At 62.8% G+C, this 23,776-nt stretch carries 17 protein-coding genes and 1 tRNA gene; 7 read left to right on the top strand and 11 right to left on the bottom strand.

Annotated features, from left to right (window positions below):
* Nucleotides 1-103: 103 nt before the first annotated feature.
* Nucleotides 104-1,078, bottom strand: coding sequence for an AraC family transcriptional regulator (locus AB6724_RS19675; protein ID WP_369340232.1), 975 nt, complete (start codon nt 1,076-1,078; stop codon nt 104-106).
* A gap of 211 nt (nt 1,079-1,289) precedes the next feature.
* On the opposite strand from AB6724_RS19675, the gene AB6724_RS19670 reads away from it, so the two are divergent.
* Nucleotides 1,290-2,303, top strand: coding sequence for a Bug family tripartite tricarboxylate transporter substrate binding protein (locus AB6724_RS19670; RefSeq protein ID WP_369340231.1), 1,014 nt, complete (start codon nt 1,290-1,292; stop codon nt 2,301-2,303).
* Between the two features lie 42 nt (nt 2,304-2,345).
* On the opposite strand, the gene AB6724_RS19665 is transcribed toward AB6724_RS19670, so the two are convergent.
* From AB6724_RS19665 to AB6724_RS19640, 6 genes are read right to left on the bottom strand one after another with little or no spacing between them, the layout of a single operon-like run.
* Nucleotides 2,346-3,689, bottom strand: a complete 1,344-nt coding sequence (locus tag AB6724_RS19665; RefSeq protein ID WP_369340230.1) for a carbohydrate porin — start codon at nt 3,687-3,689, stop codon at nt 2,346-2,348.
* Nucleotides 3,690-3,729: 40 nt separating this feature from the next.
* Nucleotides 3,730-4,191 carry a hypothetical protein gene (locus AB6724_RS19660; protein ID WP_369340229.1) on the bottom strand — a complete coding sequence of 154 codons (462 nt, stop codon included), beginning with the start codon at nt 4,189-4,191 and terminating at the stop codon, nt 3,730-3,732.
* A 29-nt stretch (nt 4,192-4,220) separates the two neighbouring features.
* Nucleotides 4,221-4,979 carry an FAD:protein FMN transferase gene (locus AB6724_RS19655; RefSeq protein ID WP_369340228.1) on the bottom strand — a complete coding sequence of 253 codons (759 nt, stop codon included), beginning with the start codon at nt 4,977-4,979 and terminating at the stop codon, nt 4,221-4,223.
* Complete coding sequence (locus AB6724_RS19650; RefSeq protein ID WP_369340227.1) at nt 4,976-5,533, bottom strand: FMN-binding protein; 558 nt, start codon at nt 5,531-5,533, stop codon at nt 4,976-4,978. Before AB6724_RS19650 ends, AB6724_RS19655 begins: the two co-directional genes overlap by 4 nt.
* Nucleotides 5,533-6,945 carry a putative porin gene (locus tag AB6724_RS19645; protein ID WP_369340226.1) on the bottom strand — a complete coding sequence of 471 codons (1,413 nt, stop codon included), beginning with the start codon at nt 6,943-6,945 and terminating at the stop codon, nt 5,533-5,535. The genes AB6724_RS19650 and AB6724_RS19645 overlap by 1 nt, the downstream gene beginning before the upstream one ends.
* A gap of 34 nt (nt 6,946-6,979) precedes the next feature.
* Nucleotides 6,980-8,056, bottom strand: coding sequence for a cytochrome-c peroxidase (locus AB6724_RS19640; RefSeq protein WP_369340225.1), 1,077 nt, complete (start codon nt 8,054-8,056; stop codon nt 6,980-6,982).
* A gap of 471 nt (nt 8,057-8,527) precedes the next feature.
* On the opposite strand from AB6724_RS19640, the gene AB6724_RS19635 reads away from it, so the two are divergent.
* The 5 genes from AB6724_RS19635 to AB6724_RS19615 all read left to right on the top strand — a co-directional run bounded on the left by AB6724_RS19635 (nt 8,528) and on the right by AB6724_RS19615 (nt 18,457).
* Nucleotides 8,528-8,989 (top strand): (2Fe-2S)-binding protein, encoded by a 462-nt coding sequence (locus AB6724_RS19635; protein ID WP_369340235.1) that lies wholly within the window; start codon nt 8,528-8,530, stop codon nt 8,987-8,989.
* Nucleotide 8,990: 1 nt separating this feature from the next.
* Nucleotides 8,991-11,231, top strand: coding sequence for a xanthine dehydrogenase family protein molybdopterin-binding subunit (locus tag AB6724_RS19630; RefSeq protein WP_369340224.1), 2,241 nt, complete (start codon nt 8,991-8,993; stop codon nt 11,229-11,231).
* A gap of 313 nt (nt 11,232-11,544) precedes the next feature.
* The gene (locus tag AB6724_RS19625; protein WP_369340223.1) at nt 11,545-15,930 is read left to right on the top strand and encodes a PAS domain S-box protein; all 4,386 of its coding nucleotides are present in this window, start codon (nt 11,545-11,547) and stop codon (nt 15,928-15,930) included.
* 2 nt (nt 15,931-15,932) lie between these two features.
* Nucleotides 15,933-16,976, top strand: coding sequence for a response regulator (locus tag AB6724_RS19620; RefSeq protein WP_369340222.1), 1,044 nt, complete (start codon nt 15,933-15,935; stop codon nt 16,974-16,976).
* A gap of 149 nt (nt 16,977-17,125) precedes the next feature.
* Nucleotides 17,126-18,457 carry a GGDEF domain-containing protein gene (locus AB6724_RS19615; protein ID WP_369340221.1) on the top strand — a complete coding sequence of 444 codons (1,332 nt, stop codon included), beginning with the start codon at nt 17,126-17,128 and terminating at the stop codon, nt 18,455-18,457.
* A 119-nt stretch (nt 18,458-18,576) separates the two neighbouring features.
* Here AB6724_RS19615 and AB6724_RS19610 read toward each other — a convergent pair.
* The 3 genes from AB6724_RS19610 to AB6724_RS19600 all read right to left on the bottom strand — a co-directional run bounded on the left by AB6724_RS19610 (nt 18,577) and on the right by AB6724_RS19600 (nt 22,003).
* Nucleotides 18,577-18,653 (bottom strand) — tRNA-Val (locus AB6724_RS19610).
* Between the two features lie 105 nt (nt 18,654-18,758).
* Entirely contained in the window at nt 18,759-20,990 is a 2,232-nt protein-coding gene (locus AB6724_RS19605) for a RelA/SpoT family protein (protein WP_369340220.1), read from the bottom strand.
* The gene (locus AB6724_RS19600; RefSeq protein WP_369340219.1) at nt 20,987-22,003 is read right to left on the bottom strand and encodes an alpha/beta fold hydrolase; all 1,017 of its coding nucleotides are present in this window, start codon (nt 22,001-22,003) and stop codon (nt 20,987-20,989) included. Before AB6724_RS19600 ends, AB6724_RS19605 begins: the two co-directional genes overlap by 4 nt.
* A gap of 76 nt (nt 22,004-22,079) precedes the next feature.
* Here AB6724_RS19600 and AB6724_RS19595 point away from each other — a divergent pair, with 76 nt between their 5' ends.
* Entirely contained in the window at nt 22,080-22,862 is a 783-nt protein-coding gene (locus AB6724_RS19595; RefSeq protein WP_369340234.1) for a 3-hydroxybutyrate dehydrogenase, read from the top strand.
* 116 nt (nt 22,863-22,978) lie between these two features.
* Here AB6724_RS19595 and AB6724_RS19590 read toward each other — a convergent pair whose 3' ends face one another.
* Nucleotides 22,979-23,728: an SIMPL domain-containing protein gene (locus AB6724_RS19590; protein WP_369340218.1), complete on the bottom strand. Its 750-nt coding sequence runs from the start codon at nt 23,726-23,728 to the stop codon at nt 22,979-22,981.
* Nucleotides 23,729-23,776 lie beyond the last annotated feature (48 nt).

Here is a 23,776-nt window from a genome sequence, read left to right as displayed (position 1 = left end):
CCAGCGTCATGGCCCTGGCCATGGACAGCTTCTGAGCCGGCGGCCGAGGTGCTTTGAAAACCGGAGCTGCCGGCGCAATGCGGGTCTGCGCTGCAGCTCTTTTTTATGCAATCTCAAGCGCGGCTTGGTGCTGGCGCCATTCGCGCGGCGACATGCCGAAATTGAGCTGAAACCAGCGTGTGAATGAGGCCTGGCGCGTATAGCCCGTCAGCGACGCGACCTGGCCTATGGAGTAGCGGCTGTTGTTCAGATAGCGCAGCACCAGGTTCTTTCGCACATTGTCCAGCAGCTCCGAGAAACTGGTGCCGCTCAGGTCCAGCTGACGCTGCAGGGTGCGCGTGCTCAGATGCATCTGCTCGGCCACGCGCTCTATCTTGGCCTGCTCCAGCGGCATGAGCAGATAGATGTTCTTGCGCACCTCCTGCAGCACGGCGTTCTCGCCCGAGGCCTTGAGCGGCATGACCACGCTTTCGGCATAACGCACCAGCTCGGGGTCGGCCGCGGGATTCGGAACGTTGAGATCAGCACTGCGCAGCAGCAGGCCGTTGAACTCGCTGTTGAAGCTGATCGGGCAGCCAAAGAACTTCTTGTGCAGATACAGCTCGGACGGCGCCGCATGCATAAAGCTCACGCCGTGCGGGCTCCAGTTGCTGCCCAGCACGCCCTGGCAGGCGCGCACCAGCACCCCGGCCACCAGCTCCGTCGCCTGCTTTTGCGGCACCTGGCTGCCGAGCAGCATTTCAAACCGCAGCAGGGTCAGGTCTCCGGCCGACTCCAGCGACAGGGCCAGAGCCGCATTGAGCAGCTGGCGGTAGCGTATCGCCGCCTGCCACATATCGCGCAGGCACTGCTTGTGGCGCATCAGACTGCCCAGAATGCCGAAGTCCAGCGACTGCCGGTTCTCGGCCATCTGCACGCCGAAAGCCGCACAGCCGGCCTCGCTGGCCGCAAGCTCGAGCAGGCGGCACAGCGTTTCCGCGGAAATATGCCGCTCCACATCCACCAGCGAACCCGCGTCCAGCCCCACTTTGCGCAGCAAATCATGGGGACGCAGCCCATGCTGATTGCATACATTCAAAAACCCGTTGAGGGTGACAGTTCTGACCAGAGTATCCATAGCAACATCACATGCGAGGCCTGCAGTCTTGGCGACGGCATCTTGACGCTCATCAGGGTTTGCACCCAATGGCGCTTAAAGAGAAAACTGAGGCATCAAAAGAGAAAAATACTAGCCGCAAATCCCTACATTGAACATCCTGAAAAACAGAGCCACAACAACAGGAGACTTCATGCGCCGTTTAATCCCGCTCCATCCCGCCATCAACCGCCGCCAGTGGCTGCGCGCCGCGGGAGCGCTTTCTATTGCGGGTGCCGTGCCCGCCATACAGGCCGAGCCTGGTCTTGCCAAATGGCCCGAAAAGCCCGTGCATATCCTGGTCGCGGGACCGGTGGGAGGCTCTGCCGACGTCGTGGCGCGCGCCCTGGGCGATCAGCTGGGCCGCACGCTGGGTCAGCCTTTTGTGATCGATCCCAAACCCGGTGCGGCCGGCGTGATTGCGGTGAACGACTTGCTGCAGTCCCCCAACGACGCCCATACCCTGCTGGTGGGCGTGAGTTCGCTGGTCAGCGAGATCCCCCATATCGTGAAAATGCGCCACGACACGCGCCGGGCCATCGCGCCTCTGGCGGAGCTGGCGCGCGGCGGCCTGGTGCTGGTGGCCGCGCCCAATCTGCCCGCGCAGAACCTCCAGCAGGTAATCGCCCAGGCACGCGCCCGCGCCGACGGCCTGAGTTATGCCTCCTACAGCCCCGGCACCATGTCCCATGTCGCCGGCCTGCTGCTGGCCCAGGCCACGGGCGCGAAATTCGTGCATGTGGGCTACAAGGGCTCCACGCCCGGGCTCAGCGATGTCATGGGCGGCCATATTCCGCTGATGTTTGACGGCCTGGCCACTTCGCTGCCGCTGATACGCTCGGGCAAGATCAAGGCCATAGCCATCACCTCGCCCCAGCGCTCGGCGCTGCTGCCCGATATTCCGACCTTCGAGGAGCTTGGCTACTCACAGCTCACATACACGGGCTGGATGGGGCTGTGGAGCAGCAGCGCGCTGCCCGCCCAGGCTCAGGCCGCCATCAAGCAGCAGGTGCAGGCTGCGCTCAACACGGCCAGCTACAAGAACATCTTGAACCTGGCCGGCTTCGAGCCCAGCAGCCAGCGCGATTCACCGGCGCTGCACAAGGAGCTGCTGGCCGACTACGAGCGCGTGGGCAAGGTGCTGGCCGGCACCACGCTGATGCCTTGACGCCCGCGCGCGCAGCCCGCAGATCCGGCAGGCCGGGCGGTCTCAATACTCGGCGTGCAGCCTCAGCCCGTAGGTGCGCACGGGTCCGCGATCCGCGTTGTAAGCGGGGTTGCGCACCTGCTGGAAATCGAAACCCAGCCAGACCCCCTTGCTCAGGCGCAGGTTGTAGAAGATCTCGTGCACCCATTCGGGCCGGTAGTTCAGCCGTCCATCGCCTATGAAGGCGCCCAGGCCGCCTTGGGCCAGGTATTCGCGATGGCTGGCCGACAGCGTGTTGCGAGTCGCCGCCAAGCCCAGCGTATCGCCTTCGCGGCCCCAGGCTGCACCCTTGAGAACAGCTCCCAGCTGGGCGCTGCGGTCCACCTCTTCGAAGGAATAGGTCTCGGTCTTGCCGTCGTGCCAGCTGTAGCGCACGAAAGCGCCCAGATAGTCCGTCAAGGCCTGGTCCAGATGCAGGCCGTAGCCGCGCTTGGTCTGCAGCCGGCGCACATTCGCCAACGCCGGCGTGCCGCCATTGGCGCGCGCGAAGTCCAGCGCATCCTGAAAGCTGCCCATGTTCTCGCGGTTGCGCCACAGCAGCACGCGCACGGCGCCGGGCTTGCCGTCCCACTGGTGCTTGTGCACCAGCTCCGCCTGATCGCCGTAGAACTTGGCGATGCGGTAGTTCAGTGCCTGGCCGTTGGACTCGCGCGGACCGACGAAGCGGCCTACGCGCAGTTCCCAGTCGTCGCGGAAATACTCCAGCGCCGCGCCCCAGGTATAGCCTTGCGCATCGGCCACATAGTCGAACGAGCCATGGGCGAGCGAGGACCAGGTCATGAACTGGCTGCGCGCATCGTGGCTGTAGGGGTTGAGATCGAAGACATCGACCACCGCCATCTTGCCCGCGCTCAAGACCACCCGGTTCTTGCTGCGCGTGCCCGCCAGCTGGCTGGGCGCCGACTCCACGGTCTCCTGCTCGCCCTCCAGATTCCAGGTCTTGCGCATGAAGGCGCGCGGAAAATAGGCCTTGGGATTGGAGCCCGACACCTTTTGCATCTCGCCGTTCGACAGGCTGCCCAGCCCCGCCAGATGCGACAGCGGCACGCCCTGGATCACCTCGGGGTTCAGATAGAACTCCAGCCCCGGCGCCGCTCGCAGCCCGAGATAGGCCGTGCCCGAGAAGGAATAGGATTTCTCGCGCTCGGTACTCAGGCTGTTCGGACCGGTATAGGGCGCGCTGAAGGCGGGCTTGCGCTGCCAGATATAGGTGCTCTGCAGATGCACTTCCAGATTGCCGGGCGGCTCGGCCTGGTCGCGGCCCTTATCCGTATCGGCAAGGCTTTCCTGCGCGCAGGCGACCGTGGCCACGCTCAGAGCGGCCAGGGCCAGGAGACAGCGGCTCATTGCTTTTCCAGACATCAGGTCGCACCGCCACGCGGGCTGTTTAAGACAGGCCGGCATCTGCAAGCTTCCTCCAACCATGCAAGGGCAACAGCAAGACCAGGGCCAGCCCCACTATGGCATGGCCCCAGCCCAGCATAGCGTGCAGGCTTTCAGGGGCGAAGTAATACAGCAGATAGCCGCTCGAGATGCCTATCAGGCCGAGAGCGCACAGAGCCAGGCCGGTACGGCGCTGGCCGGCCTTGCGCACGCGCAGCTTGGCGCTGCGCGTGGTCATGCGCCAGCCCTGGGGCACATGGCCGGCGGCCAGCATGCCGGCCGTGAACAGGGCCGCAAAAACCGCCGCGCCATGCAGACGCATCAACCAGGGCTCCAGCGGATGGGGCAGATTGTCTGCGCCAGCCCCCCAGAGATAGTGCACGGCCAGCCATAAAGCCCCGCTCAGGGCCAAGGCGCCGGCCGCAATATAGAGCAAGCGGTATTGCCAGCTTTTGAGATGATTCATGTCGATTGCCGTCGAAGAGAGACGGGATTCTAGGCCCCGGCATGCAGCCAGGCGCGGGCACCGTAGTGCGCAAGCAGCGGATGGCCATCGTCGCCGCTGGCGGCCACGATCTTGGTCAGCGCATCGGCCCACAGACACAGCGGCGCCGCCACGCTGACATGGGCGCTGGCATGCGCGCCATTGCCGGCCCAGATCTGGCTGCGCTGCTGCGGCCCCAGACAGCTGGTGGCCAGAGCGCCGTCGCCCAGCGCCAGGAACGGGCGCGCAGCGCCCGATGCCTCGTCACGCAGCATCACCGGCACCTGCACGGCGCCAAAAGCGCGCAGATCGCCGCCCGCGTTGACCCAGCCCTGGGTGCAGCCAGCTTGCTGCAGGATCTGGACCGCGCAGTCCACGGCATAACCCTTGGCTATCCCCCCCAGATCGAAGGCTGCTGCCGCCGCCAGCTTGCGCAGATAAAGCCCCTCGCAGCGCCAGCCGTCGGGCGCCCGACCCTGGGTGATGTCGAACAGTCCGCGACTGGCCAGGCGCAGCTCGTGCGCGGCCTGCAGCACGGCAGCGGTCTCGGGCGCCACCTCCAGGCCGCCACCTGGGGCCAGAGCCGCAAAGCGGCAGACATCGCTGCCGCTCTCGAAACGCGACATGCAGGCTTGCACCCTCTGCACCGCCGCAAATGCCGCTGCCAGCGCGGCCTGCTCGATCGCACCCGCTCCGCCCACGCCGATTTCCACCAGCGTGCCCAGCATAGGCCGGGCACGGCGCAGCCAGACGGGCGCAGCCGGGCTCATGTCAGCTTGCCATTGCGGCGCAGCAGATCCAGCCAAACCACATTGCGCCGCACGCCCTCGGTGAGATGGGTGCAGCTCAAGGTGGCGCCGCTGATGTTGGCGATGTCCTCTCCCACCTGAAGCGGCGAAGCCGCCGTCTTGCCGACGAACTGCTTGCGCCAGGCCGGCAGGCGGATTTCGTGGCCATGGCTTTCACGGTAAGACAGCACTTCCACCTGGCGAATGCTGCCGTCGGCATTCGTGCCCACGGCATAGGTAATGCGCTCGAACTTGCCTATCACCTCATCGACCACCACGTAGCCCTGTACCGCCCCGCCCTGCCTGGCCACGCGCAGCTGCAGGCGCGGTGCCTGGGGCTTGACACCCGCGGCCGCAAGCTGCTGGGACAGCACGGCATCCAGCGGCAGCTCACGCAGCTCGAAGGCATCGGCCTGCGGGAACATGAGCTTCTGGGCCTGTTCGGCGCTCATATAGTCCACGGCCAGCGCCGCGGCGGGCGCCAGGGCCATCACGGCCGCCGGGGCATACAGGGAAATGCGCATCGGAGATGTCATCAGAAGCTCCAGCCCAGACCCAGGTTGAAGCGGTCCGCATTCTTGTTGACCTTGAAGCGCTGGTAGTCGGCCTTGATCACCACCGACGGGGTCAGCCAGAAATTCGCGCCCACCGTCGCCACCTGCTCGGTGCGGGAGGCATCGGGCGTCAGGCCCGGGCCGAGATTCGCGAAGGTGCGCGCGGTGTTGAAGCGCTCGAGGCGCACAAAGGGGCTGAACGCATAGTCGCCCTGCTGCCAGAGCTTGTAAGCCCCCTGCAAATACCAGCCGTCGAAGGTCTTGGGCACCAGGGTCGGGTTGCCCACCAGGGTCAGATTCAACTGCTCGGTATTGGAGATATAGCCGCGCGCATACAGCGCCGACAGGTCCCAGCGCCCGGGCGTCCAGCGCGCATGGACGTCGCCCAGAGTGACGCGCATGCTCGGGTAGCCCGGCTGCCCATGGGTGGTGTTGCCGCTGAACAGCGAAGCGCCCACCAGCAGGCCCGGCACGCCGCGCCAGTTGGCAGCGCCGAACAGGCCGAAATTGCGCGCCTTGGCCTGGGCCGCCTCCTGATGGATGGAGCCCAGCGGGGAAGTCCTGCCATCGCTCGACGCCGCATCCCACTTGGTCAGGTCGAAGCTGGTGCTGATGCCGCCCTGCAGCGTCAGGCCGTTGTCCAGATTCGCGACCAGTTGCGCGCCCGCCTCACGCCAAGTCGTGGGAATGATGGCGGTTTCGACGAAGTTGCGCTCCACGCCATAGAAGGCCGTGGGCTCATGGGTTTCGTTGAGCAGGCCGGCCGGCATCAGGAACAGGCCACCGCGCGCCGCCAGCGTGGGCGTGAGCTGGTGCTCCACATAGGCCTGCTCGACCGCGACTTCGCCGGGATCGCTGGCCGAGGTCACCGCATGCTCGACCTCCAGCTCGGTCACGAGCTTGGTGCGATCGTTGATGCGGTGCTGCAGCCCGATCACGAAACGGCGCAGATCGAGCTGGGCCTTGTCCGAAGCCCTGGTCGGGCGGTTGTAGTTGATCTCGCCATAGCCGGTAATCACCGTTGCGGGGCCTTGATCGATCGGCGCAGCCGCAGCAAGCACAGGTGCGGGCGCGGAGGCTGCGCTGGTCGCTGCGCCCGCGTTGGCAGCCCCGCCATACCAGCCGCCGCTTTGTCCGGCCGCCTGCTGCACGGGCACCTGGGCCGGCTGAGGCTGCTGAGTCTGCAACTGCGCCAGCTGGGCCTTGACGTCTGCGAGTTCGGCGGCCAGCTGCTCGAGCTTGCGCGCCATTTCGGCCTGTGCGGCCGCCTGAGACGCAGCGGATTTGGCGGCAGGTGCTTTCTGCGCGAAAGCCGGCACGGCGGCGATGGCCAGCGACAGACCGAGTGCGCGTGCGGCCAGGGCACTGCCGCTGCGCTTGAAAAGGGGTTTCATGGGTGTGTGGAATGAGAGAAGGTAAAAGGTCTGCTCAAGGCTGGTAGCCGTCCGTCAGCGTTCTGAGAAAGGCGATGACGTCGTCGACCTCGCTGTCGCTGAGAGCGGGAGCGTCCCCGGGCTGGCGGTTGTAGGGCACTTCGGCCACGTTCACGTTGCGGTGAAACTCCTGTGGCATATCGTCGAACTTGTTCACGCTGCCGTCGGCATTGGCCGGATACCATTTCTCGGGGCTGGTGTCGCGCTGCACATAAAAGCTCAGCGCGTCCTTGAGCGTCTTGAAGCGGCCGTTATGGAACAGCGACTGGCGCAGCGCCACATTGCGCAGCGACGGCACCTTGAACAGTCCGCACAGGTCTTTGCGCTGGGCGAGGTCATCGCCGACACGTGCGCACAGGCCGAGATCGAAGAATGCCGGGTCGCTGTTCTGCCTGAGCTCGGGATTGCGCGGCACGCCCAGGCTGTCGTAGCTGAAGTCCGTGAACAGAGGCAGGCTGCCGTCCGAGCCACGAGCCGAAGGATGGCAGGCCAGGCAGTTGCCCTTGCCGGGGTTGTTGAACAGCGCCAGGCCGCGCATTTCCTGGTCACTCAGGCGCGGGATCTTGCCCAGCAGGAAAGCGTCGTACTTGCTGGAGAACGGCCTGAACTGGGGATCCTCCAGCTGATACTGCTGCAAGGCCAGCGTCACGCGCTGGAAAGCCGCTTCGGCATTCCCCATGATGCCGTCGCCAAACACCTGTCGGAACTCCGCCGCATAGGCCGCTGCAGCCAGGCGCTGGATCACCTCGTCCTTGCTGCCATTGGCCATCTCCACGGGGTTCAGAAACGGTTGACCGGCCTGGTCCTGCAGCGACCCGGCCCGCCCATCCCAGAAAAAGCCTCCGGTGGGGGTGCCATCCTTGGCGAAGTAGAACGCCTTGTTGGTGGCCAGATAACGGATGGACGGAGACTGGCGCCCGCCCTGCTGGTCCAGCAGGGGGCCGCCCAGCTGCGCAGCCAGGTTATTGGGCTGCGCATGGCCGAAAGCCGCATCGTGGCAGCTGGCGCAAGACTGCCGACCGGATGCCGAAAGCGAGGGATCGTGAAAGATCTTCTGCCCGAGTTGCGCCACCGAGGACAGCGCGACATCCGCTGGTGCGCCGCCGGGAAGCTTCGAGGGCTCCGCATCCCCCCCTCCTCCGCCGCATGCCGCGAGCGACACGGCAATGGAAAGCGCCCACGCCAAAGCGGAGCCCGCACGCAGCGGCCCCTTAGCCAAAGGCCTGGATAGCATTGAAAAACCTTGTTGTAATGATATTGATTCGCGATTCTACACATGCTCTTTCAAATTGAGAGACTTTTCACGAATCGCCGATATTTGTTGCCTTTTTGCTTCACCGCCAAGCCTTCCCCGGCCAGGCTCTCCGGCTTTTTCATAGCAGCCGGCCAAGCACGCTTGCGTCGCTGCGGCCGGCCAGTCGCAAATATCCGGCCGAAGACCTCCGTATCGTGTACAACATCTTCCAAACTCCGCCTTCAGCGGGCATGAGAAAACAGGCGCGCTCAATGTCTGTGGCCGCATGCGTCAAACCAAGGAGAGCCGATCATGCGTTTGAATATCAACGGCAAGCTTCACGAACTCGACATCGAACCCGAAATGCCGCTGCTGTGGGTGCTGCGCGACGAGCTCAATATCACGGGACCGAAGTACGGCTGTGGCATCGCCATGTGCGGAGCCTGCACGGTACATGTCGACGGTGCAGCCGTGCGTTCCTGCTCATTGCCCGCCGGACAGGTGCATGGCAATGTCACGACCATCGAGGGGCTCGGCAGTCCCGACGCCCTGCATGCGGTGCAAAAAGCCTGGATAGAGCTCCAGGTGGCCCAGTGCGGCTACTGCCAGTCGGGCCAGATCATGTCGGCAGCCTCCTTGCTGGCCTCCAACCCGACGCCCACGGATGCCGAGATCGACGCGGCGATGTCGGGCAATCTCTGCCGCTGCGGCACCTACCCGCGTATCCGCGAGGCAGTAAAGGCCGCAGCCCAGACCTTGAAGGGAGCCTGAGATGAGCAAGCTCAGCCACATCGCGCGCCGCAGTTTCCTGGTCGGCTCGGCCGCCATCGCCGGCGGCGTGATCTTCGGCACCTATCTGGTGCGCAGAACACCGGCCAACCCTTTGCTGGGTGAGCGCGCCGATGGCCAGGCGGTGTTCAATCCCTGGGTCAAGATCGATGCCAGAGGCATCACGCTGATTGCGCCGCACACCGATCTCGGCCAGGGCGTGCGCTCGGTCCAGGCCGCCCTCATTGCCGAGGAGCTGGACCTGGAATGGGGCCAGTTCGCCGTCGAGCCCGGCCCTCCCAGCGCCGCCTACTACAACACGGCCCTGGCCGCCGAACAGGTGCCGTTCATGTCGACCGATACAAGCAACTCGGCGCAAGCCATGCGATCGGCGATGGGCGCGATGTTCAAGGTACTGGGATTGCAGCTCACCGGCGGATCGAGCACCGTGCCCGACAGCTTCACCAAGCTGCGCCTCGCAGGCGCCGTGGCGCGCGAGACACTCAAAGTCGCGGCATCCAGGCAGAGCGGAGTACCCGTCGATCAGTTGAAGACCGAGAAGGGCGCCGTGGTCCTGCCCGGCGGCCGGCGTCTGGCTTACACGGAACTCGCCAGCGTCGCCAGCGTTGTCGAGCCGGTGCAGAACGTCGCACTGCGCGATCCTTCCCAGTGGCGCCTGATCGGCAAGCCCATGCAACGGCTGGACATCGTCCCCAAGTCCACCGGCACGCTGACCTTCGGCATCGACTTGCGCCTGGAAGGCATGCTGCACGCCACCGTGAAGGTCAATCCGCGCCAAGGCGGCAGGATAAACAGCTTCGACGCCAAGACCGCAGCAGGCATGCGCGGCGTGAAGAAGATCGTGCCGGTAACCAACGGCGTGGCAGTGATCGCCGACAACACCTGGCGAGCATTCCAGGCCGCCAACGCCATCAGCTTCGACTGGGGGCCGGCTCCCTATCCGGCAGAGCAAGCCGATCACTGGCGAGCCGTGGCGGAGTCGTTTGTGGCCGAGCGCCTCGACAAGGAGTGGCGCAACGACGGTGACGTGGAGCAGGTACTCGACGGCACGGCCGTCACTGCCGAGTACCGGGCGCCCTACCTGGCCCATGCGCCCATGGAACCGCTTTCCGCGCTCGCCAAGGTCGCTCCCGAGCGGGTGGATATCTGGGTCAGCACTCAGGTACCTCGCTTTGCCCAGGAGAAAGTCGCCAAGATCACCGGCGTCGCGGTCGATAAGGTTCATCTGCACAATCAGTACAGCGGCGGCAGCTTCGGCCATAGGCTGGAGAACGAGCACATTACGCTGGCTGCCGAAGTGGCAAAGCAAATGCCCGGTGTGCCCATCCAGCTGACTTTCAGCCGCGAAGAGGATTTCGCTCACGATTTCCCGCGCCAGATCACCATGAGCCGTGCACGCGGCAGCGCGAAGAACGGCAAGGTCGAGGCTCTGGCGCTGGATATCGCTTCGGTATCCTCCAGCGCCTCGCAGATGAAGCGCCTGGGCCAACCCATGCCCGGCCCGGACGGCCAGATTCCCGCCGGCGCCTGGAACCTGCCTTATGCTCTGCCGCACTTTCGCATGCGCGCCTACCGCGTGCCGGAGCTGGCGCCGACGAGCTCCTGGCGTTCGGTCGGCGCTTCATCGGCCGGGTTCTTTGCCGATGGCTTTCTCGACGAATTGATCCACGCCGCGGGCGCGGATCCCCTGCTGGAGCGCCTGAGACTCACGCAGAACGCGGTTGCGCGCAAGGTGCTCGAGACCGTGGCCGAGATGTCGGACTGGAAAGGCTCCAAGCCCGGCGAGGGCCGGGGACGCGGCGTTGCGCTCGTCGAATCGTTTGGCGTGCCTTGCGCCCAGGTGGTTGAGGTGGAGCAGACCTCCGACGGCGTGCGCATCAACAAGGTCTGGGTGGCGCTGGACGTAGGCCGGATCGTCGACCCTGTCAACTTCGACAACCAGGTCAAGGGAGCCGTTGTCTGGGGCTTGGGTCATGCCATGAACTGCGAGATCACCTATGCCGACGGCATGGCTCAGCAAACCAACTATCACGCATACCAGGGCATGCGGCTCTACCAGTGCCCCGAGATCGCGGTGCGCGGTCTGGAGCACGGGCCTCAGGTGCGCGGAGCCGGCGAGCCCCCGGTGCCGCCGGCCGCACCCGCGCTCGCCAACGCCATCTTCGCGGCGACGGGCCTGCGTTTGCGCGAGATGCCGTTCAACAAGCACATCCGCTTTGTTTAGCTTCTGAATCAAGAGCCGGGAATGGGCGTTATTGCCGACTGTCGGACAACGCCGCACCTTGGCGCCTCTTGTTGGTATTTGGCGACGGGTTCATCCACGCACACTGTATGGACAGGCCACGTCACCGACAGCTGACAAGGCTTGACTTCTAAAAGTCGGCCCTCAAAAATCGTAACGCGCAACAATTTGACGGCGTCATGGCGTCGCCCGATTTCTCTCATGACCTTCTTCCGGAGCGCTCGCCAAACCGGAAGCGCATGAGCCATGCAAGAAGCCCGTAATGAACAGGGCCACGATTTAGAGGGATGGAAATATGCGCAAGCCGTCTTTCCCATTGCTTTTGGCAATCAGCTTGTTTCTTTTGGGCTGCGTCATAGCGGCTTACGAATGGAGACTGATCACCGAATCGCAACAAGCATTGAAGATGTCGCGCTTCTCCGATTCCGCGGAGAGAGCGGTTGAAGAATTGACGGATAGGCTGCAGATCTACGAATATGGCTTGAGAGGCGCAAGCGGCGCGATCATTGCCATCGGCGAAGAAGATATCACCCGAGAGAAATTTCGTCGCTACAGCGCATCGCGCGATCTTGGTCGCGAGTTTCCAGGGGCGCGAGGATTTGGCTTTATTCGCCTTGTCAAGCAGGTCGACCTTCCAGACTTTCTGAAATCCGCAAGAACTGATGGCGCACCCGACTTCGAGGTCAGCGAACTGACGGGGAATAATGGGGATCTACTGATTATTCAGTACATAGAACCGGAAGCTAGCAACAAGAAGGCGATAGGACTGGATATATCCTCGGAGAAATACAGGCGCGAAGCGGCCATCGAGGCCTTGAGCAGCGACAAACCAATATTGACCAGACTGATCACCTTGGTGCAACTTGGAAAGGAAAACAATCAGGGTTTTCTTTTCCTCATGCCTATCTATCGCCAAGGCATGCCCTTGGACTCACCGCAAGCTCGCATGGATGCAGCCTTTGGTCTGACCTATGCCCCGTTGGCGATCAATGAAATATTGGATGGTCTGAGTCTATTCAAGGACGACCTCTCGCTTGCGCTTTACGAGGTCGACAATCAAAAAACCGATAAACCGTTCTATACCACGCCAAACGCCACGCGAGCTGAAAGCACCGGGGTTCTTACCCAGCGACCCATGACACTGTATGGTCGCCAGTGGATGGTCGAGATACGGGCGACACCGAAATTTGTGGAAAGCCTCAATCTGACAAACCCAGAATCTGTCGCAAAAATCATTGTCTATGTTTCTGCCTTGCTGGCCACCCTGCTCTATTTTTTCCTGCTTAATTTCCAGCAGAAACGCAAGGCGGCAATGGATGACTCCCGGATTGCGGCCATTGTAGACAGCGCCAACGAAGGAATTATTGGGCAGGACACTGATGGGGTAGTGACAAGCTGGAATCGAGCCGCCGAAAATATTTTCCAGTACACCGCCAGCGAGGCTATCGGCCAGAATCTCAGCCGCCTGATAGTCCCAGAGTCATGGCAGGATGAAGAGTCGGACATGCTCGCCTGCATCATAAAAGGCGAAGCCATTCCCCTGAAAAAATCAACCCGGCAGAGAAAAGATGGGCGACTCATAGATGTCGCGATCACTGCATCGCCAATCCTGGACTCCAAGCACCGCGTTGTAGGGGTGGCAAAGACGGTCAGCGATATCTCCGAGCAACAAAGTGCGGAGGAGCGCTTTCAGCTTGCAGTAGAAGCGGCACCGACGGCAATGTTGATGATCGACCAGCAGCAGCACATTATCCTGGCCAGCCACAAGGCCCAGGAACTCTTTGGCTACCACGGTTCCGAACTCATCGGACTTTCACTGGAGACATTGATTCCGCAACGATACAGGGCCAACCATATGCGCAATGTCGATCGCTACCAGGGAGATAGGCACGCGCGCCCCATGGGTCTGGGCATGGAATTGTTTGGCCTGCACAAGGATGGCCATGAAATTCCTGTCGAAATCGGCCTCAATCCTGTCACAACACGCCAAGGACCGGCCACGCTGGCCTCCATCGCAGATATTTCGCGACGTCGGCAGCTTGAGTCTCAATTGGAAACCACGATCGAAAGGCTGAGACTTGCAGTGGATGTGGCTGGCCTTGGCATCTGGGTCTGGCATTTTTCCGACAATCAGCAGATATGGGACGAACGCATGTTCGCCATTTATGAAGCACCGGAGTCTTTGAGGGAAAGCGGTGATTACTGGGACTTCTTCCGTTCCAGGGTACATCCGGAAGACGCGGCCATGGTGGAAGAAAACCTGCAGCGCTATTTGCACGAAGATGGTGCTTATGACATGGTTTTCAGGGCCATATTGGATTCAGGCAATGTGCGTTTCATACAAGCGGCGGCCATAGTCGAGCGATCGCCAGATGGAACCGCCGTTCAGATGGTTGGTATCAACCGTGACATCACGGAGCAAAAGCAGGCGGAGTCTCGGATTATCGAACTCAATGCATCGCTGGAATATTTGGTCGCCCAGCGCACCGAAGAATTGAAAGAGGCTTTGGTCGTAGCCAAGCAGGCGACCCAGGCAAAGTCCCAGTTTCTTGCCAATATGAGCCATGAAATCCGGACACCGATGAATGCCATTCTCGGGCTTTGCTATCTGCTTGAAAGACATAGCCTGCCGCCGATTTCCCTGGAAATGGTTTCGCGCATCCACAGTGCCGGCCGTTCTTTGCTGGGCATCATCAACGACATTCTCGATTTCTCAAAAATCGAAGCACACCGACTCGATATCGAAGCCGTTCCCTTCCAGTTGTCGGACGTGCTGGATAATCTTGCGACCATCATGGCCTCATCGCTGGGCAGCAAACCCGTGGAATTGATTGTCTGCGCACCGCCCGTAGGGGCCAATTTTCTGGTCGGAGACAGCTTGCGACTGGGCCAGGTGCTGATCAATCTCGCGGGCAATGCCATCAAATTCACGGAATATGGCGAGGTCGCGGTTCGTATCGAGCAACTTCCATCCCCTGTCGCGGATCAAGTGGCGCTGCGCTTCGCCGTCAGCGACACCGGCATTGGCATTCCCAAGGACGAGCAGTCGCGCATCTTCCATTCCTTCAGCCAGGCGGATACCTCTACCACACGCCGTTTTGGTGGAACCGGCCTGGGCCTGACGATCAGCAGCAGGCTGGTCGAGTTGATGGGCGGCACGCTGGAAGTCGAGAGCGAGCCCGGGCGAGGCAGCACCTTCAGCTTCACACTGTCATTTGCAACCAGCGACCCCAGCGATTGCGCGCTTCCGGAGATGGCTCATCAGCGCGTGCTGATCGCCGATGACAATGCTTCTGCACGAGTCGTCCTGGCCGACACGGCGCTCAGCCTGGGCTGGCAGGTCGAAGTCGTCGACTCCGGCACGCAGGCAATTGCCCGGGCCTGCGATCCAGCCGCGATGGCCTACGACATTCTCTTGCTCGACTGGCGCATGCCCGTGGTTGACGGCCTCGAGGCTGCCGCGCAAATCCAAGCGCGCTGCCCCCACGGGAGGGTGCCCATCATCGTCATGGCCACGGCCTACGACCGAGAACAGCTGCTGTCCGAGGCCGCTCATGTGGCCGCCGATGTCATCATCAGCAAGCCGGTGACAAGCTCCGGTCTGTTCAACGCCGTCACGGAAGCCAAAAGACGCCGGGAAGAGCTGCATGTCGCTCCGCCATCGCCCACACGCACCGATGCCCTGGCGGGGCTGAGGCTGCTGGTCGTGGACGACAGCGAGATCAACCGCGACGTTGCCGAACGGATCTTGCGCAACGAGGGTGCAGAGGTCGAGCTGGCCGAGGACGGGCGCGTCGCGCTGGACATACTGGCCCTGCGCCCGCATGCGTTTGACGCCGTCCTGATGGACATGCAGATGCCCGTGATGGATGGCTATGCGGCAACCCGCCAGATCCGCACCATGCCGGCCCTGTACTCGCTGCCGGTCATCGCCCTCACTGCAGGCGCGTTCAAGCTGCAACGCGACCAGGCCCTGGAGGCCGGAGTCGACGATTTCGTCGCCAAGCCATTCGATGTCAACCAGCTCATCGACGCCATCCTGAAGCTGTGCAGCCGCAACAACCAGGCAATCTCCCCCCCTCCGGAGCCCGCCCCCGCGATGACCAGCACGCCACCCGCATCCGTGATCGATATGGCTCGCGTGCGACGTATCTGGACCGACGAGACGGCGCTGGTTCGCGCCCTGCTGAAGTTCTCCGAAATGCACGCAGACTCCGCTGCCCAGATACGCCTGGCCCCCGCCGATCTCGGCGCGGCCATGGCTCACAAGCTCAAAGGAGTTGCGGCGCAGCTAGGCATGCGTGCAGTGGCAGAACTGGCGCAGGAAGCCGAGGTCGGCTTGACGGAGGGCTCCGATATCGAGGGCGTCCTGGCCCGGCTGCAAAAGGCTTTGGACGAAGCAGACCTCGCCATTCACGAGCATGCCCGCGGCATCTCCGCCCCCCTGGAGAAAAATATAGAAGACAAACAAGGCGCGGCAAAGAAAATGCAAGGTCTCATGCAAGCGCTCATGAGCGATGAGGCCGCTCAAGTGGAGCGAGCCCTGCATATGCTTGCTGGCGTATTGCCCGATGAGCATTGGTGCGTGCTGGAGAAATCGGTTGCACTCTACGATTTCCGCGGAGCAGAAGCCTCTGCCAAGCAAATCGCCAAAACTCTGAGAATTCCCCTGGAGGAATAGCCATGTCTAGCGACCCCGTTCTTATCGTTGACGACGAGCCGCTGAATCTGGATGCCATGCGGCAGATACTGGAGAAGGATTTCCGCTTGATCTTTGCGCGCAGCGGCCAGGAAGCCCTGGCGGCCGTCATCAAGCATTCTCCATCCCTGATTCTCATGGATATCCAGATGCCGGACATGGACGGCTACGCCACCTGCCTGGCACTCAAGGCCAGTGCACGTTTCTCCCATATTCCGGTGATTTTCGTCACCAGCCTCTCTGATACCTGGGACGAGGCAAAAGGCTTCGAATGCGGCGCCGTCGACTACATCATCAAGCCAGTGTCCCCATTGATCGTGCAGGCCCGGGTCAAGACCCACCTCTCTCTGGTGCGCGCCAGCCAACTCGAACAAAGCCATCGCGATGCCATCTACATGCTTGGCAGCGCCGGCCACTTCAACGACAACGACACCGGTGTCCATATCTGGCGCATGGCCGCTTTTGCGAGGGAGCTGGCTGCGGCTACCGGATGGAATTCACACGATTGCAGGACGCTGCAGCTGGCCGCGCCAATGCATGACACAGGAAAGATAGGCATTCCCAGCGCCATTCTGCGCAAGCCCGGCAAGCTGGACGATACCGAGTGGGACATCATGAAGACCCACACCCGCATCGGACACAATATTCTCAGCAAGAGCAATGCCCCGGTATTCAAGCTGGCGGCCGAGGTCGCTCTGCATCACCACGAGAGGTGGGATGGCAGCGGCTACCCGGACGAGCTGGCCGGCGAGGAGATCCCCGAGTCGGCACGCATTGTGGCCATCGTCGATGTTTTCGATGCGCTGACAATGAAGCGGCCATACAAGGAAGCCTGGCCCATCGAGCGTGTGATCAGCACCATGAGAGAAGGAGCCGGAACGCATTTCGACCAGCACCTGCTCCAGCGCTTTTTCGACATTCTTCCGCGGATTCTCCGCATCAAGGATCAATGGGACGAGCAGGAAGTCCGCATCACAGAGGCCAACGAAAACCAGCCCATGCCTTGGATTGAATCGAGCAGCTCTTAGCCTGCTATTTGCAGCTAGGCGTGCTGCAGGCCGATATCCAACAAGCGACCTCTTGCGCTCACTGCAGGGCGGCGACAGTTGCGCGGGTTTATATGCATATTTGGAGAAAATTTGCGCTATAAGCTTAAGCAGTTAACTATCTGTCACGCGTGCCTACCTTCGACTCCATTCTTCGCATAGTGGCTCTGGCTCTGGATCAGCTGGAGGTGGCTGTTTGCGTTTTCGACAACCGGGGCAGGACCGTCCTCTGGAACGAGACATTCCTGCAGTTCTTTCCCGAACATGCCGGCCATGTCTATGCGGGCGAAGACTACCGGGAAAACCTGCGACGCTTTTATCTGCAGCGACTCCCCCAGGACGAACTGCCGTCGATGGAACGCTACATCGAGGAGGGAGTTCAGCGGCATCACAGCCAACAACGTGCGTTCGAGTTCGACCATCATGGCTATCGCGTGCGCGTGGCGTCCCTGTCGTTTGGGGCTTTCGGGCGCGTCCGGCTATGGCGTAAAACCACGCCATTGCTCACGGGCATGCAGGATCGCATCAATCCCAAGCTGACGCCGCTGCCCGGCCGCATCCTGCCCGATACGGCCATGGCTCTCGAGAGCCTGGCCGATGGCATCTTGATGGTCGATGAAAAAGATGGAACGCTCTGGGCCAACCACTCTTTTCTGCGCCTTTACGGGCTGTCCGATATCAAGGATCTGGGCGCACGCCGTTTCGATGAAATCTATGCCGCGGCATGGCAGCACGAAGAACCTACAGCGGGCTATACGACCGGCCTCTCCGTGCTGAAGGAGAGGCAGCGCTTTTCCGGTGCGCCCTATGTTCTGGCATTGCCGCGGAACCGCTGGGTGCGCATTGTCGAGCTGCGCGGCACGCAGGCCAACGGCACCAGCTTCTTCTCCCATGTCGACATCACCACGCAATGGAGGCAGCAGGAAGAGCTCAAGCAGCTGAGCCTGCATCTGGAATCGCTGGCGGTGAAGGATGCCTTGACCGGCCTGCTCAACCGGCGCCGGTTCGACGAGGTTCTCGAAGCCGAGTGGCGCCGCGCCCATCACTCCGAGATGGTGCTGTCCCTGCTCATGCTGGATGTGGACCACTTCAAGCACCTCAACGACACCCATGGTCATCCATTCGGCGACGAGGTGCTCAAGCGCTTCGCCACTGTGCTGGCCGGCAGGATCCAGCGCACCGACAGTCTGGTGGCGCGCTACGGTGGCGAAGAGTTTGCAGTCCTGCTGCCAGGAACGGCTTTAGCCGATGCGGCGCAGCTCGCAGAGCTCATCAGACAGCAGGTGGAAACCATGTCCCTCGGCAATGAGCAGACCGGCTTGGTCCGCATCACGATCAGCATCGGCGTGGCCTGCGCCAGCGATCTCGCCTTCAATGCCTCCAGCTCCATGCTCGTGGACATGGCGGACAGAGCTTTGTACGAAGCCAAACGCAAAGGCCGCAACCAGGTTGCCTGCAGCTGATGGCAAGCTACGCGACTTTGCCCGATGGATAGGCCACCATCCGGACTCTTCACGCAAACAAAAATGCCCGCTTGTTAGCGGGCATTCTCTTTGCAAGCTCTGGTTTTTCTTGCGATGTTTGGTAGGCGCGATTGGACTCGAACCAACGACCCCCACCATGTCAAGGTGGTGCTCTAACCAGCTGAGCTACGCGCCTGTTGTTCTGTTCGATGAAGCAATTGTAGCACGGGTTTCTCACTCATTTTTTGAGAGCTAACATTTTCTTGTCATCGGCCACCGCTAGCTGCAACTGGGATTTACATCAGCGCCTTCTGGCCGAGCGGACACCGGCTACGCCGGCCACAATGCCCAGCACCTTGGTCAGGCGACCGGAGTCTGCGACCTCCACGGTAAAAGTCATCCAGGCTGTGCCTTTGACGGACTGGGTCTGGACGCCGATCACATTGGTCTTCTCGCGTGCGAACACGTCCGAGATATCGCGCAGCAGGCCCTGGCGGTCGGCCGCTTCCACGGCGACATCCACGGGGTAGACCGGCCCGCCCTTCTCCACGTTCTTGGGCAGGCCCCAGTCCACCTCGATGACCCGCTCGGGATTCTTGGCGGCCATTTCGCGGAAGTTGGAACAGTCGACCCGGTGCACGCTCACGCCCTTGCCGCGCGTCACAAAGCCGCCGATATCGTCGGGAGGTGCGGGCTTGCAGCACTTGGCCAGCTGCGTCATGAGCGAATCCACCCCTACGACCAGCACCCCGCCGCGGGACGAGTCATGACCTCTGGCCTTGCGCACCGGGGTGAAGGCCTCCTCCTGTGCCTCTTCCTCCGCGGGGCGCAGCACGGCTTCGATATTGCGCAGCGAATACTCGTCCTTGCCCACCACCTCGAACAAGGCCTCGGCCGACTTGAAGCCCAGCTGCACGGCCAGCTCCTCGAGCTTGATGGCCGTCTTGCCCTCGCGCTGCAGCAGCTTTTCAACCGCCTCGCGTCCGCGCGAGACGGTCTCCTGCATGGCCTGGGCATTGAACCAGGCGCGCACCTTGGCCTTGGCCCGGTTGCTGACCAGATAGCCCAGATCGGCATTGAGCCAGTCGCGCGACGGACGGTCCTCCTTGGCGGTGGTGATTTCCACCGTCTGGCCATTTTCGAGCGCCGTGTTCAGCGGCACCATGGCTCCGTCCACGCGCGCACCGCGGCAGCGGTGACCCAGGCTGGTGTGCACCGAATAGGCAAAGTCCACGGGAGTCGCACCCTGGGGCAGCTCGATGACGGCCGCATCGGGCGTGAGCACATAGATGCGGTCTTCAAACAGGCCGCGCTGGTTGGAGCCCGCCAGATCGCTGCCCCAGGCCAGCAGCTGGCGCAGCACCGCAATCTTGGCGTCGTAGTCACTAGAGGCGCTGACCCCGGCATAGCCCTTGGTGCCCGCTTCCTTGTAGGCCCAGTGCGCGGCCACGCCATGCTCGGCATGGTCGTGCATGGCCTGGGTGCGGATCTGGATTTCTATGGTGCGCCCGGTTTCGTCGCGCACCACGGTGTGCAGCGACTGGTAGCCATTGGGCTTGGGCTTGGCGATGTAGTCGTCAAACTCCTTCTCCAGCGGCGTGAACTGCTGGTGCACCCAGGACAGTGCGGCATAGCAGTCCTTGACCGTGGGCACGACGACGCGCATGGCCCGGATATCGAAGAGCTGGTCGAAGCTCAGCGACTTGCCGCGCATCTTCTTGACGATGCTGTAGATATGCTTGGGCCGGCCCTGGACGGTGGCACTGATACTGTGGGCGCGCAGATCGGCCTCGAGCCGCGCGCGCATCTGCTCCATATAGGCTTCGCGCTCCACGCGCTTTTCGTCGAGCAGTCGCGCCACTTCGCGGTAGGTTTCGGGCTCGAGAAAACGGAACGCCAAGTCCTCGAGCTCCCACTTGATCTGCCAGATCCCCAGCCGGTTGGCCAGCGGCGCGAACACATGCAGGGCTTCGCGCGCAATGCTGGGCGAGACGGGCCGCTTCTCCGCCGCATAGTAGCGCAGGGTCTGCAGCCGCGAAGCCAGGCGCAGCAGCACCACGCGCAGATCGCGCGAGAAGCCCAGCAGCATCTTGCGCACGTTCTCGGTCTGGGTGGCGACATCGTCCACATGCTGGGTGCTCAGCTCGGCATCGCGGGCCTGCTGCTGCACGCGGATGAGCTTGATGGTCTCCACGGCAAGGGTCGCGAAGTTGTCGCCAAAGGCCTTGGCAATCACTTCCTGCGGCTTGTTCAGATGCACGCTGGCATGGACCAGATAGATTGCGGCCTGTATGGTTTCCGAGCCGCCTATCTTCTTGAGGATGGCGGCCACGGCATCGGCGTGCATCAGGGTGTTTTCCCCGGTCTCCATGACCTCGCCGGCAATCAGCGGCTCGGCAAAAGCGCGCGCGCGCGCCAGCGCATGGGCCTGGCCCGGCAGCACCTCGGAGGTGGCCTTGATCAGATCCGGCATCGGCCCCGCGATCGCGGGCGGAGCATCGGAAACTGGTGTTGCGGTATCGCTGGTTTTCATTCAGCTTCCTCTTGGGCCTGCTGCACAAGACTGATTCTTGTCGGCAGACCCTCTTCCCCTTGTAAAAACTTTCGTATCAAAGCCACCTGTCCCGACGCCACCAGCGTCGGCGCGTGACCCACGCCTTCCAGCTCCGTGCAATGCGCGCCGGGGCCGCGCTGGGTCATGGCCTCGGCCGTGGCCGCAGACAGCAGATCGGAATCCGCACCATGCACAAGCAAGACCCGTGCCTTGATCTGTTCATAGAGCTGCCACAGCAGCGCCTCGCCCGCCTGGGCCGAATCCTGGTTTATGTGCGCCATGGGTTCGGCAATGCGCGGGTCGTAATGCAGCACCACGCCGCCTTGCGGATCGGGTTTGATCATGGCCTGCGAAAGCCTGCGCCACTGCTCATCGCTATGTGGCCCGAATCCCCCGGATATCAAGCGCATGGCGGCTGCCGCGCTCTCGAAGTTGGGAAACTGCAAGCCTTTGCCCAGATAGGAGCCGATGCGCTCCAGCGACTCCCATTCGATGACCGGCCCCACATCGTTGAGCACCAGACGCCGCACCGGCGCCGGCAGCGGCAGGCCGGGCTGGCCCGCCAGGCCCATGCCTATCAGCCCGCCCATGCTGGTGCCGACCCAGTCGAGCTGCGCGATGGGGGCCTGGGCCTGCAGCCGGGCCAGCAGCGCCAGCATGTCTGCCGCATACAGCGGCAGCTGATAGCCCATGGGATCGGCCAGCCAGTCGCTCTCGCCGCGGCCCACGACATCGGGGCAGATCACGCGCGCGAAGCGGCTGAGCTGCTCGGCCAGCACATCGAAGTCGCGCCCCTGGCGCGAGAGCCCGTGCACGCAGACAATGACATGCGGATGGGCGGCATTGCCGGTGCGGTTCCACTCCCAGTAGGCCATGCGGTGCATGCCCTCGGGCTGGGACAGGACCTGCTGCCGGCGCTGGGCCGAGGCCCAGGACGGAGCCACAGCAGCCGCCCCGGGACACGATACGTAGTTCAGCGTAGGTTGATTCATGAGGAACGCGTTGGCAGGACCGGGGCCGATAATGGCTGTCGTCGCATCGTAATTCATTCGGAGACCTCATATGTCCATGTTGAAAGGCAAAACCGCTCTCGTGACAGGCTCGACCAGTGGCATCGGCCTGGGGATTGCCATCGCCCTGGCCCGCCAGGGCGCAAACATCGTGCTCAACGGCTTCGGCGATGTCGACGGCCCTCGCAGCCAGGTGCTGGAAGCGGGCAAGGCCGCAAGCATCCGCGTCGGCTATCACGGCGCGGACATGAGCCGGGCCGGCGAGATCGAGGAGATGATGAAGTACGCGGCCGCCGAGTTCGGCCGCGTGGACATCCTGGTCAACAACGCCGGCATCCAGCATGTAGCCAAGGTGGAAGACTTTCCACCCGAGCGCTGGGACGCCATCATCGCCATCAATCTCACCAGCGCCTTCCACACCACGCGCCTGGCACTGCCCGCCATGCAGCAGGCCAACTGGGGCCGCATCATCAACGTGGCCTCGGTGCACGGCCTCGTGGCGTCGGCCCAGAAGTCGGCCTATGTCGCGGCCAAGCACGGCATCGTGGGCCTGACCAAGGTCACGGCGCTGGAGAACGCCACCACCGGCGTGACCTGCAACGCCATCTGCCCCGGCTGGGTGCTGACGCCTCTGGTGCAGAAGCAGGTGGATGCCAAGGCCACGGCCCAGGGCATCTCCAACGAAGACGCCACGCGCCAGTTGCTGGGCGAGAAAGAGCCCTCGCTGCAGTTCACCACCCCCGAGGAGCTGGGTGAGCTGGCCGTGTTCTTCTGCTCTGCGGCCGCCGGCAATGTGCGCGGCGTGGCCTGGAACATGGATGGCGGCTGGGCGGCCCAATAAGAGTCCAAGCCTAACAAATTGATAGCATCTAGCGCCCTATGAATTAGGGTTTTGATGCGATTCAATGAGAAATATCAAAAAGGAGCGGCGCCAGCCGCTCCTTTTTTCATATCAGATCACTGCATCTGGATCGAGCCGCCGACGCTGACCGTCACCTCGGTGCGGTCCGACTCCACCGGCACCGGTGCGGCATCGGCGAAGCTGGCCGACTTGGCCATGGCCAGCATGCCGACGCGGGGCATGGGACGGAAATTGCCGCCGCTGCTGCTGACCGTCACCTCGCGCAAGCTGTAGCCCGCAAAGCCGAAGCTCTTGGAGACGGCCGCGGCGCGCTGGCGGAAATTCTCGATCGCCTTGGCCTGTGCCTCGCCCTCGACCTTCTCGCGGGCCTCGCGCGACAGGCCGAAGCCCATGCCGCCCAGCGTCATGTCCTGCACCTTGGCCGCGGCCTGGGTGATGCGTGCGAAGTCGCGGCCCTGCAGCACGATGTCGGCCTGGCCCTGCCAGCCCTCGACCTTGCCGCTGTTGCCGTAGCGTGGCGAGATGGAGAAATTGCCCGTGCTCAGCTCCATCTGCCCCGGCTGCGCGTCGCGGCGCAGCGTGGCCATGGCGGCCTCCACCACCTTCTGCAGCTGCGCCTGCACCGCGGCCGCATCGCGCCCGTCCTTGGTCGCGGATACGGTCGCCGTCATCCAGTCCTGCCTGACCTCCACCGTCCCCTGGGCCGACAGCTGGGCCACGTTCATCGGCCTTGGCATTTCTCGGACCGCCGGCGCGGCATTCTGGGCCCAGGCATTGCCGCCGGCGGCGGCCAGTAGCAGGACTGCGGCGGCGGAGCGGGACAAGGATTTGGAAAACTGCTTCATATGGTTCACCCCTGGAAATAAATCGACTGGCGTGGATACAAGTGCGCG

It is taken from the genome of Comamonas guangdongensis (genome assembly GCF_041079535.1).
GTDB lineage: Bacteria > Pseudomonadota > Gammaproteobacteria > Burkholderiales > Burkholderiaceae_C > Comamonas > Comamonas guangdongensis.
The sequence above is the reverse complement of the archived record's forward strand: the minus strand, read 5'-3'. Positions and strand labels throughout refer to the sequence as shown.